Below are 13,210 nucleotides of genomic sequence, written 5' to 3'. Positions count from 1 at the left end.
CGCCTAAGCTGAGCACCATGCGACGGTGGGTCAAGGCGACTACGGCAGTGGCGGTACTGCTGGGCGTGATTCCGGACCTCGCCCACTGCTGGGCCAGCACCCGTGAGTACGGCAACCCGCCCACGGGGCCGCACGCCACCGAGGCGCTCATCGTGCTCGGGTGCCCAACTCACCCCGACGGCTCGCTCCATCCGCTCCAGCGCTGGCGCGTCGACATCGCCGCCCGCACCATGAACCCCCGCGTGAAGGTGGTGGTGTTCACCGGCACGACGGCGAAGACAGGCGTCAGCGAGGCATCGGCCATGGCGGCCCACGCCCGCAGCCGGGGCATCCCCGACAGCCTGATCGTGCTCGAGGAGCAGGCGCTCAGCACGTGGCAGAACCTCGAGTACTCGGCTCCCCTGGTGGCCCAGTTCGACGTCCTGCGCGTGGTGTCCGACCCGATGCACGCCTGGCGCGCCCGCCAGTTCCTGGCACGGCTGCATCCCGAGCTGGCGCGCAAGCTCCAGCCCGCCGCCGACTTCCGCCCATTGGAGCGCTGGCGCTGGAAGTTGGGCACGATGGTCTACGAACTGGTTGCCCGCTACCGCGAATGGCGCAACCCGCGACTCCCGGGCGCCGCCTGACCGCAACTGGCCCCGCACAACCTCCCGGGGGCACGATCACGGCCTCGGAGGGCGGGCCAAGTCCCTACTCCGCCGCTGCCCAACGCTCGGCCGCCGCCTCACCCTCGAGCGCCTCGCGGGCGGCGGCGCCCAGGAAGCGGAAGGCCCACTCCTGCGCCAACGTCCGGTTCTCGGCGAAGATCACGGGCACCTGCGGGTAGCGGATCTGGCACTCGGCCAACATGTCGGCCACCAGCGCCGGCCGCACGTGCTTCAGCTTGAAGATCGAGGAGTACCGGTCCTCCACCAGGACCACGGCCCGCGGGAGCTCCGCGAGCGCCTCCAGCCGGAACCGCAGCTTGCCGGTGGTCAGGCTCCCCGCGAGGTCCTCCAGGGACTTCCGCTCGACGACGGCCGCCCACTCCCCGTGGACCTTCACGCCGTAGTCACCCACCGGCAGCGCCTCCTTCACCGTCGACACCTGCTGCTGCGTGAACTTCCACGCGTAACGCTCCCGGGTGTCGACGGAGAACTGCAGGTCTGCCAGCCCCGACGCCCTCGCCGTCGGCAGGGCCACGTTGGGCCGGGCCGCCTTGGTGGTGCGGGCCGACTGCCAGAAGATCATCTCCCGCCCCCGCGCCTGGGTGATCACGAACTGCGAGCGTGACTCGCGCGCCCGGTCCACCTCGATGCTGATCGCCGCTCCCCGCTGCACGCATGACCGCAGCGGGAGCGACTCCACGATCTCGGGGTTCTCGGGCCACGGCAGCCCGTGCCGGTGGCAGTAGATCTTCGACGCCCTGGGCCAGGTGTCCTTGACCCGCAGCACGATCCCCTCCCCGATCGGCACCAGCACCAGGTACGGCAGGCTGGAGTCCTCCGGGTTCCGGGCGATGAGCAGTTCCATCCTCATGCCTCCAACGCGGCGTCCACTGCCGCCAGGGCATGGATGCGGGTGGTCGCGAACAGGGGAACGGGCCCGTCGGCATCGGCGTCCAGCAGCAGTTCGAGTTCGGTGCAGCCGAGGATCACGCCCTCGACGCCAGCCTCGATGAGGCGCCCGATGACCTCCAACAGCCGACGGCGGGAGCCGTCGAGTACCTTCCCGCGGCACAACTCGTCGTAGATGACGCGGTGCACCTCGGCCCTGTCGTCGGGCGGCGGCACGAGCACCGAGAGCCCGTGGGATTCCAGCCTGTCGCGATAGAAGTGCTGCTCCATCGTGAACGCGGTCCCGAGCAGCCCCACGCGGCCCAAGCCACGCTCGAGCACCACGCGTGCGGTGGCGTCGGCGACGTGGACCAGCGGCACGTCGACGGCGTGGGCCACCTCGTCGGCCACCTTGTGCATGGTGTTGGCGCAGATGACCATCAACTCGGCCCCCGCATCGGCAAGCCGGCGAGCCGAACCAGCCAGTACCCGGCCCGCCTCGTCCCACCGGCCCTCCGACTGCAGCGCAGCGATCCCCGCGAAGTCCAGCGACTCCATCAGGATCCGGGCTGAGTGCAGCCCGCCGAGCCGCTCCGCGACGGCGCGGTTGATGATGCGGTAGTACTCGGTGGTGGACTCCCAGCTCATGCCGCCAATGAGGCCGATGGTTCTCATGCCCACAGCCTAGGACTGCCCGGACGTCAGGCCCAGACTCCCCTTGACACGTGACCAAACAGTCACCTAACGTGTGGTCATGGACGACGACCTGGTGTTCAAGGCGTTGGCGGACCCGGTCCGCCGACTGCTCCTGGACGCCCTGTTCGAGCGGGACGGCCGCCCGCTCGGCGAACTGGAACAGGTCATCAACGAGCACGTCGAGATGACGCGCTTCGGGGTCGCCAAACACCTGCGCATCCTCGAAGCCGCCAACCTCGTCACCCCCGTCAAGCGGGGACGCCAGAAGCTGCACTTCCTCAACCCGGTACCCATCCAGCAGATCCACGAACGTTGGATCGGCAAGTACACCGGCCGCGCGGAGATCGCCGCGGGGCTGCTCCACCTGAAGCGACAACTCGAAGAAGAGGACCCATCATGAGCGACCTGCAGGTCTACACCGTCTACATCAAGGCCCCGAAGGACAAGGTGTGGGAGGCCATCACCACCCCCGAGTACACCCGCAAGTGGGGCTACGGCGGCGACATCGACGTCGAACTGACGCCCGGTGGCCGTTACCGCAACCTCTCCACCGACGAGATGAAGGCGATGGGCATGGGCGACGTCGCCGTCGAGGGTGAGGTGGTCGACGTCGAGGCGCCCAACCGGCTGGCGCTCTCCTGGCAGCCCACCTGGATGCCGGGCCTCGCAGCCACCCTCCTCACCTGGGAACTCACCGAGTACCCGGGCGGCCTCACCAAGGTGGTGCTCACGCACGACCTCAGCGCAGCCCCCGGCAGCGGCGCCGAGTTCGCCGGCGGCCACGACCCAGCGCAGGGTGGCGGCGGCTGGCCGTGGGTGCTGTCGGACCTCAAGACGCTGCTGGAGTCGGGCAGCAACATGTCGGCCTGACCCGCGAGCCGCGGGAGGTTCCCAGCAGGGGTGGCCCGGCGTAGTGTGCTGTCATGGCCGACGACGACCTCACCCCCTGGGAACCGCCCCTGGCCGGCACGGATCGCGAGCAGCTGCTCGGCTCGCTGGACCGGATGCGATGGACCTTCCGCTGGAAGGTGGGCGGCCTCGACTCAGCCGCGCTCAACACCCGCATCGGCGCCTCCGCCCTCACCCTCGGCGGCCTCGTCAAGCACCTCACCGAGGTGGAGTCCACGAAGTTCACGTGGGCGATCGACGGCAGCAGCCCCGGCGAGCCGTGGGCCTCGCTCGACTTCTCCGACGAGGGTGACCGCAACTGGCCCTTCAGGTCTGCCGCCGACGACTCCCCCGAGGAGCTCTACGCCAACTACGACGCGGCCGTGGCCCGGTCCCGGCAGCGGCTCGAGGAGGCCCTGCTCGACGGCGGCCTGGACCAGGTCGTGCACCTCGGCGAGGTCTGGGGCGTGGCGATGAGCCTGCGTCGCATGCTGCATGACGTCGTCGAGGAGTACTCCCGCCACACCGGCCACGCCGACCTCCTCCGCGAGGCCGTCGACGGCGTCGTCGGCGAGGACCCGCCGGAGGGTTGGCGCCCCTGACCGCGTGGGCCACCGCACCCATCGGCCGGCCACCGAGCGCCACGAACCCCGACCAGCGCGATGCCCTGCGCGGTACATTCCGGGCATGGGCGACACGCAGCGCGGGTGGGAGCACTACCTCCCCGGCGTGGCGGTGTTGCGCCACTACGAGCGCCGCTGGCTGAGGGGCGACGTCGTCGCCGGCATCACGGTGGCGGCCTACCTGGTGCCGCAGGTGATGGCCTACGCCGCCATCGTCGGCCTCCCCAGCGTCGCGGGCCTGTGGGCCATCCTGCTGCCCCTCGCCGTGTACGCGGTCCTCGGCACCTCCCGCCAACTGTCCATCGGCCCTGAGGCGTCGACGGCCCTGATGACGGCCGCCGGCGTGGGCGCGCTCGTCGGGGCCGTGGGCGCAGACCGGCACGCAGAGGTGGCCGCCGTCCTCGCCATCGCGGTCGGGCTGGTGTGCCTGGCCGGGTGGGTGCTGCGCCTGGGCTTCCTCGCCACCCTCCTGTCCCGGCCCGTGCTGGTGGGCTACCTCGCGGGCGTCGGCGTGCTGATGATCGTCAGCCAGCTGGGCAAGGTGACCAAGCTGGACGTCAGCGCCGAGCGCCCCGTCGACGAGGCGTGGTCCTTCCTCAGGCAGCTGCCGGACGCCCACCTCCCGACGACGGCGCTGGCCCTCATCCTGCTCGCGCTGCTGTTCCTCGCCAGACGGTTCTTCCCCACCTCCCCGGGCCCGCTCATCGTGTTGCTGATGGGTGCCGCCGCCGTCGCGCTGTTCGACCTGCAGCGCCACGGGATCGACACCATCGGCAGCGTCCCGACCGGCCTGCCGGCGTTGCGGGTGCCCGCGCTGGGCGACCTCTCCGTCTGGGCCCTCCTCCCGTTCGCGCTGGGCATCGCGGTGGTGGGCTACACCGACAACGTGCTCACCGCCCGCGCCTTCGCCGCGAAGCGCCGCGAGCACATCGACGCCACCCAGGAACTCCTCGCGCTGGGCACCGCCAACGTGCTCACGGGACTGGTGCAGGGCTTCCCTGTGTCGTCGAGCAACTCACGCACCGTGCTCGGCGACTCCGCCGGCTCGCGCACGCAACTCCACTCCCTCGTGGCGCTGGTCGGCGTGGTGGCGGTGCTCCTGTTCGCCGGCCCGGTCCTGGCGTCGTTCCCGACGGCGGGGCTGGGCGCGCTGGTGATGTACGCCGCCACCCGCCTCGTCGACCTCCCGGAGATGCGCCGCATCGCCCGCTTCCGCACCAGCGAGCTCGTCCTGATGCTCGTCACCACCGCTGCGGTGCTCTCCCTCGGCATCCTGATCGGCATCGGGATCGCCATCGCGCTGTCCATCCTCGACCTCGTCCGCCGCATCTCGGACCCCCACGACGGTGTGCTGGGCTATGCGCCGGACCTGGCGGGGATGCACGACGTGGCCGACTACCCGGACGCCCAGCAGGTGCCCGGCCTGGTGGTCTACCGCTACGACTCGCCGCTGTTCTTCGCCAACGCCGAGAACTTCCTGGCCCGCGCCGAGCGGGCGGTCGACCAGGCTCAACAGCCCGTGCACTGGTTCCTGCTCAACGCGGAGGCCAACGTCGAATGGGACCTCACCGCCGTCGACACGTTGGAGCTACTGCGTGAGAACCTGGCGGCGCGCGACATCACCTTCGCGATGGCGCGCGTCAAGCAGGAGACCAGGGACCAACTGGCGCGCACCGGCTTCATCGACAAAGTGGGGCAGTCGTACATCTTCGCCACGCTGCCGACGGCGGTGCAGGCCTACGTGCGCTGGCACGCCGCGAAGTTCGGCGCACCGCCCGAGGGCCTCCCGCCCGCGGCCCCCACCTGATCAGGCGCCGCGCGGCGCCCAGATGTCGGCGCAGCTCGCGCAACTCGCCTCCGGCACCACGCCCACCCGGATCAGTTGGGCGTACATCCAGCACCCCGCGCAGAACCCGACCACCGACTCGAGGAACGAGAACAGCACCAGCACCGCCACGAGCCAACCGGCAGCCAGGCCCAGGCCCAGGACCGGCCCCAGGACGGTGGCGACGGTGGTCACGGCGAGCCCGATCCCCTGCGCGAAGCGCTTCGGCGGGCCCGACACGAGGACCGGCTCGCCGAGTCGGGGGGCGATCACCCTGGTGGCCAACAGGCCCAGAGGGCTGAACCTCGGGCCGGAGAGCACACGCAGGCCGAAGCCGAGCGCCATGAGCGGCAGCAGCCACTGCCAGCCGGTCGCCAGCACCAGCACGGACAGCGCACAGACGCCGGCGGCGACGACACGCGCCGCCTTCTCGTTGACCGGGTCAGGGAATCCGACGATGCTCATGCCGAGGAGCGTAAGCGCCCCACCCGCCCCGGAGCCAGCGAGTCTGCTCAGAGAGGAATGTGCGCGGGGGAGGGAATAAGGACGAGGGTCCTTCGACCAGCCGCAGACGGCTGGCTCAGGAAACATGCGACGGCGAACCCCCCGGGTCCTTCGACCAGCCGCAGACGGCTGGCTCAGGAAACCTGCGACGGCGAACCCCCCGGGTCCTTCGACCAGCCGCAGACGGCTGGCTCAGGAAACGACGCGGCGTTCGTGCAGCGCCCGCACGCGCGCCGCCAGCTCCTCATCGGGCCCATCCACCACGGCGCCCGGCACCACGGTCTGGATCGGCAGCGGCGCCACCGGGCCAGGGCCGAAGCCCAGCTCCGCCAGCCACTCCCCCAGCTGCGCCGACGACGAGGCGTAGACGATGCGCCCCAATCCCACCCAGCCGTGCGCCGCGGCACACATGGGGCAGTGCTCCCCAGAGGTGTAGACCACGGCGGCCGCCCGCTCGGCCTCGGTCAGGTGGCCGGCCGCCCACCGCGCGATGGCGAACTCCGGATGCTGCGTGTGATCCCCGCCGGCGACGTGGTTGTGGTCCTCGAACAGCACCTCCCCGTCCGCGGACACCAGCACGGAGCCGAACGGTTCGTCGCCGGCCAGGAGCGCATCCTCCGCGAGCTCCACCGCACGGGCCAGGAAACGTCGATCGTCAGCACTCAACATGACCCGAAGGCTACCCCGCGCCTATGGTGGCGGGATGGAAATCCTCGCCCGCATCGCCGCCGTCCGGGTGGGCCGCGTGCAGACCCACCTGTGGGAGGGCCGCGAGGTCAGCAGCGGCGCCGTCAAGCACGCCATCGACGGCCCCGTGCACCTCGGCCCGCTCGGCTTCGACGGCGACGAACAGGCCGACACCGCCGTCCACGGCGGGCCAGAGAAGGCGGCGCTGCTCTACGCCGCACACCACTACCCGCGCTGGCACGCCGAACGCTCCCTCGCCATGCCCGACGGCGGCTTCTTCGAGAACCTCACGCTCGCCGACGTCGACGGCGCAGGCCCGGACGAGACCACCGTCGTGCTGGGCGAGACCTGGCGCATCGGCGGCGCGGTGGTGCAGGTCAGCCAGCCCCGCTCGCCCTGCTGGAAGCTGGCCAAGCGCTGGGGCATCCCCTCGCTGGTGCTGGACGTGCAGGAGACGGGGTGGTCGGGCTGGTACGTGCGGGTGCTCGAACCCGGCGCCGTCGCCGCCGGTGACGCCGTCGAACTGCTCGAGCGCCCGGACGAGCCCACGGTCGCCGAGGTGGCCCGGGTGATGAACCGTGACAAGCGCGACCTCGACGGTGCCCGCCGGCTCCTGGCCTCGCAACAGTTGCCGCAGCGCTGGCGGCAGAAGCTGGAGAAGAGGCTGGCCGGGGCGGTCGAGGACGACTCCGCCCGCCTCAACGGAACGAGCGGATGAAGCTTGGTTGAACTCCTGACGAAGTGGGGGGCCGGTGAGCCTGCGGGAGCCTACGCTGCGGAGATCCGTACCCGTCTCTCACAAGGAGAAACATGCGCAACCCCCTCGCGCTCGCGGCCGCCCTCACCCTGGGCGTCTCGCTGGTGACCCCAGCCGCCGCAGCCCCCAACCCCCGCAGCGAGCAGACCACCCAGGTCACGGTGCTCGCCACCTCCGACGTGCACGGAAACGTGCAGAACTGGAACTACTTCTCGAACCAGCCCTACAGCGAACGCGCGGGCCATGAGATCGGCCTGGCCCAGGTGTCCAGCATCGTCGACTCGGTGCGCGAGGAACGTGGCGAGGACTCGGTCTTCGTCGTCGACAACGGCGACTTCCTGCAGGGCACGCCGCTGACGACGTACTACGCCAAGCAGGAACCCGTCACCGTCACGGGTGAGACCCACCCGATGGCCGACGCGTTCAACGAGATCGGCTACGACGCGCAGAACCTCGGCAACCACGAGTTCAACTACGGCCTCGACCTGCTCGACGCCTACATCGACGAGGCCGACCACGCGGTGCTCGGCGCCAACGTAGTCGACGCCGCCACCGGCGAGCCCGCCTACCAGCCCTTCGAGTTGGTCACCCGCAAGGTCGACGACAACAAGCCGGTCACCGTCGGGTTCCTTGGCCTCACCACGCCCGGCTCGATGATCTGGGACAAGGGCATCCTCGAGGGCGAGGTGCGCATCGACGACATGGTCGACGCCGCGCAGTACTGGGTGCCGAAGGTGCGCGCGGCCGGCGCCGACATCGTCGTCGTGCTGAGCCACGCCGGCATCGGCCTGTCCAGCTACGACACCGAGGCGACCGGCCTGGGCGACGAGAACCCCGCCGCCGACATCGCCCGCGAGGTGCCCGGCATCGACGCGATGGTCATCGGCCACACCCACCGCGACGCCCCTGTCCAGTACGTCACCAACGAGGCCACCGGCCGCGACGTGCTGATCACCCAGCCCCGTTGGTGGGCCTCCGGCGTCAGCGACCTGACCTTCGACCTGAAGAAGGTCCGCGGCCAGTGGACCGTCGCCGCCGCCAACGCCGAGCCCATCTACTCGCGCGACTTCGCCCCCGACGAGGACTTCCTCGACGCCCTCGACGAGGCGCACAGCACCACCGTCGAGTACGTCAACACCACGATCGCCACCTCCGTGGCCGAGCTGCCCGCCACGGAGAGCCGCTACCGCGACACCGCGATCATCGACTACATCCAGATGGTGCAGACGCAGACCGTGGAGCAGGCCCTGGCCGGCACCGAGTACGGCGACCTGCCCGTGCTCAGCATCGCCGCCCCGTTCAGCCGCACCGCCGTGTTCCCGCAGGGCGACGTCACCATCCGCGACATGGCCGGCCTCTACATCTACGACAACACCCTCGAGGCCGTCGTCATGACTGGCGCCGAGCTCCGCGACTACCTCGAGTACTCCGCCAAGTACTTCGGGCAGGTCCCCACCGGCGGCACCTTCGACCCCGACGCCCACACCTCCGTCGTCCACGAGGGCCAGCAGGTCTGGGACTACAACTACGACATCCTCGCCGGCATCGACTACGAGATCGACCTGAGCCAGCCGGTGGGCTCGCGCATCGGTGAGATCAGCGTCGACGGCGTGGCGGTCGCCGACGAGCAGCAGTTCGTCGTCGCGGTCAACAACTACCGGCGCAGCGGCGGCGGCAACTTCCCGCACATCGCGTCGGCCCCGGTGGTCTACAACGAGATGCAGGAGATCCGCCAGCTGCTGATCGACTGGGCCGTGGCCAACCAGGTCATCGACCCTGCCGACTTCTTCGTCGACAACTGGCGCCTGACCGTCGACGGCACCCCCGTCTGATCAGCCGGCCCGGTACCGCCGGAACGCGGGGAACAGCAGGGCCACGACGGCGGTGCCGGCCAGCACCAGCAGCCCACCGCCGCCCGTGGCCCAAGCCGGACCCGCCACCTCCGCGGCCCCGCCGTGGAGCACGTCCGCGATGCGCGGGCCACCGGCGACCACCACGATGAACACCCCCTGCAGGCGGCCCCGACGCGCGTCGTCGGTGGCCGTCAGCAGGATCGTCTGGCGGAACGCCGCCGAAGCCATGTCGGCCGCGCCGCCCACGATGAGCATCCCCAGCGCGAAACCGAGCATCGCCCGCGGCGCCCAGGGCGCCAGGCCCACCGCGAAACCGGCCGCCGCCATCGCCGCACCCCAGACGGCAACCGCCCACAGCACCGCGACGCCCTGCCGGTTGACCCGCGAGACCCAGCCGCCGAAGACGCCGCCGAGCACGGCCCCGGCAGGGATGGCCGCGAACAGCAGCGCGAACTCCAGCCCACCGCCGACCGGCCCGCCGAACGCCTCGTGCGCGATCTCCGGGAACAGGGCGCGGGGCATGCCGAACACCATCGCGATGAGGTCGACGAGGAAGCTGAGCAGCAGCACCTTGTGCCCGGCCAGGTAGACCAGGCCCTCCCACACCGAGCGCAGGCCGGGCGCCCCCTGCGGATTGTCGATGGGCCGCGGCGGCAGCTTCCACACGGCGTAGAGCGTGGCGAACAGCGTGGCGGTGTCGAGCAGGTACAGCCACGAGTAGCCCAGCACCGGGATGAGCGCGCCGCCCACGAGTGGCCCCGCGATGGCGCCGGCCGACATCACCGTCATGTTGAGCGCGTTGGCCGCCGGCAACTGGCCCGCGGGCAGCAGTTTCGGCAGGATCGCGGTGCGGGTGGGCTGGTTGATGGCGAAGAACGCCTGTTGCAGCGCGAACAGCACCAGCAGCAACCACACGTCGTTGAGCCCGAGGAACGCCTGCAGCCAGAACAGCGCAGAGGTGACCACCAGCCCGAGCGTCGTGACCTCGAGGAGCCGACGTCGGTCCATGTGGTCTGCCAGCGCCCCGCCCCACAGACCGAACACGACCAGCGGCACCAGGCCGAACAGGCCGGTGAGGCCCACCATGCCGGACGACCCGGTGATCGAGTAGATCTGCGCCGGCACGGCCACCACGGTGAGCTGCGCACCGATGACCGTGACGATGTTGGCGGTCCAGAGGCGGCGGAAATCGGGGGTCTGCAGGGGCCTGGTGTCGGCGAACAGGCCGCGGAACTTCCTGACCAACCCCGCCCTCCGGGCCCCTGAACTCTTCACGACGGTGAGAGTACAACGTGCAGTAGTGTGAGGCCCGACGGAACCTTTGATGAAATGGGGCACTGACATGGACTTCCGCACGACGCTCGCAGCCGTGGCACTATCCGGGCTGATCCTCACCGGATGCACCGGCACAGGGGAGCAGAGCCCGTCACCCGACACCCCGACAGGCTCGACGAGCGCAACCGGAACCGAGGCGCCGTCCGTCGAACCCACGGAGAGCAGCACCCCGGCCGTCGAGCCGTCGCCCATCGCACACGGTGAGCGTGAGACCATCCCCACGCTGGGCGCCGAGGAGGCAGGCATCGCCTCCGACGTGGACCTCAAGGAGTGCGGCCTCGAGGCCGGTGCAGTGAGCGCCACGGGCACCGTGACGAACTCCGCTGACGAGGCACGCGACGTGGTCGTCGCGGTCATCTGGCTGGGCAAGGACGGCAGCGGCAGCTCGCTGTCGGTCAAGGTCTTCCAGGAGGCCGGCGTGCCGGCGGGCGAGAGCCGCGACTTCACGCTGGAGACGGAGATCCCCGCCGACGCCAGCCGCTGCGTGCTGAACGCACGCTCGGCCCCCGCCGGCGCCCTGGGCTGAGCCATGAGCACGCACCGGATGCGCCTCGAGTTCACCGTCGAGGTGGTGGACGTGGAGGCCGCCAAGGCCATCGGACGGCAGCACCTGGCGGACAGGGTCGACGCCGCCACCATGCGCGGGGAGGACATCGGCTACCAGGGCAGCCGCACGCCCGGGGCAGACCTCGACGAGCTGTTGGCCCGCTCACCCAACGTCGTGGCGTCCATGGCGATCGCCGAGTTGCTGCGCAGGGGCGCCGAGTCGATGTCGGCGGTGCGGCTCACGAACGTGTCGATGACGCACGTGGACGAGTGACCCACTCACCAGCCTGAAACGGGGAAACGCCCCCGCGTCGTGTTCGACGCGGGGGCGATCCTTGTGTCCGTCAACCGGACCCGGCAGGCCTCCGGGACGGGACGGGGGGATGAGGCCCGTCCCGGAGACGCACATCTCAGCTACGGCGACGGTTCCTCATGGCCATCGCGGTAGCCCCACCGGCCATCAGGAGCAGCGCGACACCGGTGAGCACGAGGCTGGAATCTGCCCCCATGCCCAGCGGGTCACCGCTCTTGACGATCGGCTTGGGCGCCGGCTTCGGTGTCGGCTGCGCCGGCACCTGGTGTTCGCTGTCGTCCGTGACCGGCGAACCGTCGGGGTTCTCACCCGTGACGGTGGCCACGTTGAGGACCTTGCCCGCCGCCACGTCCGCCGCCGTGACCGTGTAGGCGGCCGAGGCGGTGCACGTGGTGGACTGGCCGGGCTCCAGCACCGTGACCGGGCAGGTCACCGAGATGCCGGCTGCCTTCAGCTTCGGGTCGTCGACGCGGACATCGGACAGCGTCGCCTCACCGGTGTTGGTCACCTTGAAGCTGTAGACCAGCTTGTCGCCGAGGCGAACGGGGCCGGCCTTGTCGGCGGTCTTGACGATCTCGATCTTGCTGACCGGGGCCAGGACCTCGGGGGCCTCGACCAGGACGTCGTCCTCGTCGGTGACGGTGTCACCGTTGGGGGCGGTGCCCTCGACGACGGCGATGTTGTGCACGAACATCGCGTCGATGTCGCCCTGGCTGATGGTGTGCTTCAACTCGATCGAGCACTGCTCCCCCGGAGCCAGCGACTCGGCGCAGAGCACGTCGACCAGGTCGAACATCTCGTCGCTGATCACCACGTCGGTCAACGTCACGTTGCCCGTGTTCGTGGCCACCAGGGTGTAGGTAACGACCTCACCGACCACCTCGTACTGCGCCTTGTCGGCCGACTTGTCCAGCGAGATCGCGGGCGCCTGGCCGACCGGCACGGTCTCCTCGTCGTCGTCGCTCGGCGGCGGGTTGTCGCCAGGCGGCGTACCCGTCGTCGTGGCGACGTTGAGGATGTCACCGGCGTCCAGATCCGCCTGGGTCACCGTGTACTCCAGCTCCAGCGAGCATTGCTCGCCGGGGGCCAGGGACTCGGCGCACAGCGCGTTCTCGACGTCGAGCAGCTCGTCGGTGACCACGACGTCGGTCAGCGTCACGTTGCCGGTGTTGGTGACCGTCAGCGTGTACGTGATGACGTCGCCGACCGCGTCCACCGAGTCGACGTCGGCGGACTTGACGATGTCGATCGCCGGGAACTGGTCGCCGGGCACCGTCTCGTCGTCCTCGTCCGTCACCGGCGGGGTCTCACCCGGAGGGTTGCCCGTCGTCGTGGCGAGGTTGTAGACGCTGCCCGCGTCGACGTCGGCCTGGGTCACGGTGTACTCGAAGACGAGTGCACAGCCTTCCCCGGGCGCCAGCGTCTCCGCGCAGAGGGCAGCCTCCACGCCGAGCAGCTCGTCGGTCACGGTCACGTCGGTGAGCGTCACGTTGCCGGTGTTGGTGACGGTCAGCGTGTAGCTGATCACGTCGCCCGCGGCGTCGTAGGTTTCGACGTCGGCCGTCTTCACCAGGTCGATGGCCGGGGTCTGCACCGCGGTCACGTCCTCCTCGTCGGTGTCGGTCACATCGTCACCCACCGGCGGGGT

The 13,210-nt window shown here is 70.4% G+C and carries 15 protein-coding genes; 9 read left to right on the top strand and 6 right to left on the bottom strand.

Features of this window, described 5'->3' with window-relative positions; genetic code table 11:
• Positions 1-17: 17 nt before the first annotated feature.
• Complete coding sequence (locus ABEA30_RS00075; protein ID WP_345577142.1) at positions 18-626, top strand: YdcF family protein; 609 nt, start codon at positions 18-20, stop codon at positions 624-626.
• A 64-nt stretch (positions 627-690) separates the two neighbouring features.
• Here ABEA30_RS00075 and ABEA30_RS00070 read toward each other — a convergent pair whose 3' ends face one another.
• Both ABEA30_RS00070 and ABEA30_RS00065 read right to left on the bottom strand, forming a co-directional pair.
• Positions 691-1,512, bottom strand: coding sequence for an ERCC4 domain-containing protein (locus tag ABEA30_RS00070; RefSeq protein ID WP_345577140.1), 822 nt, complete (start codon positions 1,510-1,512; stop codon positions 691-693).
• A 2-nt stretch (positions 1,513-1,514) separates the two neighbouring features.
• Positions 1,515-2,210: an aspartate/glutamate racemase family protein gene (locus ABEA30_RS00065; RefSeq protein WP_345577138.1), complete on the bottom strand. Its 696-nt coding sequence runs from the start codon at positions 2,208-2,210 to the stop codon at positions 1,515-1,517.
• A gap of 79 nt (positions 2,211-2,289) precedes the next feature.
• Here ABEA30_RS00065 and ABEA30_RS00060 point away from each other — a divergent pair, with 79 nt between their 5' ends.
• The 4 genes from ABEA30_RS00060 to ABEA30_RS00045 all read left to right on the top strand — a co-directional run bounded on the left by ABEA30_RS00060 (position 2,290) and on the right by ABEA30_RS00045 (position 5,549).
• Positions 2,290-2,631, top strand: a complete 342-nt coding sequence (locus ABEA30_RS00060) for an ArsR/SmtB family transcription factor (protein WP_345577136.1) — start codon at positions 2,290-2,292, stop codon at positions 2,629-2,631.
• Positions 2,628-3,101, top strand: coding sequence for an SRPBCC domain-containing protein (locus tag ABEA30_RS00055; RefSeq protein ID WP_345577133.1), 474 nt, complete (start codon positions 2,628-2,630; stop codon positions 3,099-3,101). Before ABEA30_RS00060 ends, ABEA30_RS00055 begins: the two co-directional genes overlap by 4 nt.
• A gap of 53 nt (positions 3,102-3,154) precedes the next feature.
• Positions 3,155-3,721 (top strand): mycothiol transferase, encoded by a 567-nt coding sequence (locus tag ABEA30_RS00050; RefSeq protein ID WP_345577130.1) that lies wholly within the window; start codon positions 3,155-3,157, stop codon positions 3,719-3,721.
• Between the two features lie 85 nt (positions 3,722-3,806).
• Complete coding sequence (locus ABEA30_RS00045; RefSeq protein WP_345577127.1) at positions 3,807-5,549, top strand: SulP family inorganic anion transporter; 1,743 nt, start codon at positions 3,807-3,809, stop codon at positions 5,547-5,549.
• Here the strand turns inward: ABEA30_RS00045 and ABEA30_RS00040 are convergent, their stop codons facing one another.
• Entirely contained in the window at positions 5,550-6,032 is a 483-nt protein-coding gene (locus tag ABEA30_RS00040) for a DUF4395 domain-containing protein (protein ID WP_345577124.1), read from the bottom strand.
• A 231-nt stretch (positions 6,033-6,263) separates the two neighbouring features.
• On the bottom strand, positions 6,264-6,740 hold the full coding sequence (locus tag ABEA30_RS00035; protein ID WP_345577121.1) for a nucleoside deaminase: 477 nt from the start codon (positions 6,738-6,740) through the stop codon (positions 6,264-6,266).
• A 34-nt stretch (positions 6,741-6,774) separates the two neighbouring features.
• Here ABEA30_RS00035 and ABEA30_RS00030 point away from each other — a divergent pair, with 34 nt between their 5' ends.
• Together ABEA30_RS00030 and ABEA30_RS00025 are read left to right on the top strand one after the other, a co-directional pair.
• Positions 6,775-7,476, top strand: coding sequence for an MOSC domain-containing protein (locus ABEA30_RS00030; RefSeq protein WP_345577118.1), 702 nt, complete (start codon positions 6,775-6,777; stop codon positions 7,474-7,476).
• 92 nt (positions 7,477-7,568) lie between these two features.
• Positions 7,569-9,347 carry a bifunctional metallophosphatase/5'-nucleotidase gene (locus tag ABEA30_RS00025; protein WP_345577115.1) on the top strand — a complete coding sequence of 593 codons (1,779 nt, stop codon included), beginning with the start codon at positions 7,569-7,571 and terminating at the stop codon, positions 9,345-9,347.
• Here the strand turns inward: ABEA30_RS00025 and ABEA30_RS00020 are convergent, their stop codons facing one another.
• Positions 9,348-10,643, bottom strand: a complete 1,296-nt coding sequence (locus ABEA30_RS00020; protein ID WP_345577112.1) for an MFS transporter — start codon at positions 10,641-10,643, stop codon at positions 9,348-9,350.
• A 49-nt stretch (positions 10,644-10,692) separates the two neighbouring features.
• Here ABEA30_RS00020 and ABEA30_RS00015 point away from each other — a divergent pair, with 49 nt between their 5' ends.
• Together ABEA30_RS00015 and ABEA30_RS00010 are read left to right on the top strand one after the other, a co-directional pair.
• Positions 10,693-11,229, top strand: coding sequence for a hypothetical protein (locus tag ABEA30_RS00015; protein ID WP_345577109.1), 537 nt, complete (start codon positions 10,693-10,695; stop codon positions 11,227-11,229).
• 3 nt (positions 11,230-11,232) lie between these two features.
• Complete coding sequence (locus ABEA30_RS00010; RefSeq protein WP_345577106.1) at positions 11,233-11,523, top strand: hypothetical protein; 291 nt, start codon at positions 11,233-11,235, stop codon at positions 11,521-11,523.
• A gap of 136 nt (positions 11,524-11,659) precedes the next feature.
• On the opposite strand, the gene ABEA30_RS00005 is transcribed toward ABEA30_RS00010, so the two are convergent.
• Positions 11,660-13,210, bottom strand: a 1,551-nt coding sequence (locus ABEA30_RS00005) for a DUF7507 domain-containing protein (RefSeq protein ID WP_345577103.1), incomplete at its 5' end; no start/stop codon positions are given.

It is taken from the genome of Tessaracoccus lubricantis, from assembly GCF_039544535.1.
Classification (GTDB): Bacteria; Actinomycetota; Actinomycetes; order Propionibacteriales; family Propionibacteriaceae; genus Arachnia; species Arachnia lubricantis.
Note: the sequence above shows the minus strand (reverse complement) of the source record. Positions and strands in the feature narration are given on the sequence as shown.

What these genes read in the sequence shown, in the direction of transcription:
- ABEA30_RS00060 (WP_345577136.1), top strand. Translation starts at nt 2,290, where the DNA reads ATGGACGACGACCTGGTGTTCAAGGCGTTGGCGGACCCGGTCCGCCGA.
- ABEA30_RS00070 (WP_345577140.1), bottom strand. Translation starts at nt 1,512, where the DNA reads ATGGAACTGCTCATCGCCCGGAACCCGGAGGACTCCAGCCTGCCGTAC.
- ABEA30_RS00055 (WP_345577133.1), top strand. Translation starts at nt 2,628, where the DNA reads ATGAGCGACCTGCAGGTCTACACCGTCTACATCAAGGCCCCGAAGGAC.
- ABEA30_RS00035 (WP_345577121.1), bottom strand. Translation starts at nt 6,740, where the DNA reads ATGTTGAGTGCTGACGATCGACGTTTCCTGGCCCGTGCGGTGGAGCTC.
- ABEA30_RS00045 (WP_345577127.1), top strand. Translation starts at nt 3,807, where the DNA reads ATGGGCGACACGCAGCGCGGGTGGGAGCACTACCTCCCCGGCGTGGCG.
- ABEA30_RS00050 (WP_345577130.1), top strand. Translation starts at nt 3,155, where the DNA reads ATGGCCGACGACGACCTCACCCCCTGGGAACCGCCCCTGGCCGGCACG.
- ABEA30_RS00040 (WP_345577124.1), bottom strand. Translation starts at nt 6,032, where the DNA reads ATGAGCATCGTCGGATTCCCTGACCCGGTCAACGAGAAGGCGGCGCGT.
- ABEA30_RS00065 (WP_345577138.1), bottom strand. Translation starts at nt 2,210, where the DNA reads ATGAGAACCATCGGCCTCATTGGCGGCATGAGCTGGGAGTCCACCACC.
- ABEA30_RS00015 (WP_345577109.1), top strand. Translation starts at nt 10,693, where the DNA reads ATGAAATGGGGCACTGACATGGACTTCCGCACGACGCTCGCAGCCGTG.
- ABEA30_RS00075 (WP_345577142.1), top strand. Translation starts at nt 18, where the DNA reads ATGCGACGGTGGGTCAAGGCGACTACGGCAGTGGCGGTACTGCTGGGC.
- ABEA30_RS00010 (WP_345577106.1), top strand. Translation starts at nt 11,233, where the DNA reads ATGAGCACGCACCGGATGCGCCTCGAGTTCACCGTCGAGGTGGTGGAC.
- ABEA30_RS00025 (WP_345577115.1), top strand. Translation starts at nt 7,569, where the DNA reads ATGCGCAACCCCCTCGCGCTCGCGGCCGCCCTCACCCTGGGCGTCTCG.
- ABEA30_RS00030 (WP_345577118.1), top strand. Translation starts at nt 6,775, where the DNA reads ATGGAAATCCTCGCCCGCATCGCCGCCGTCCGGGTGGGCCGCGTGCAG.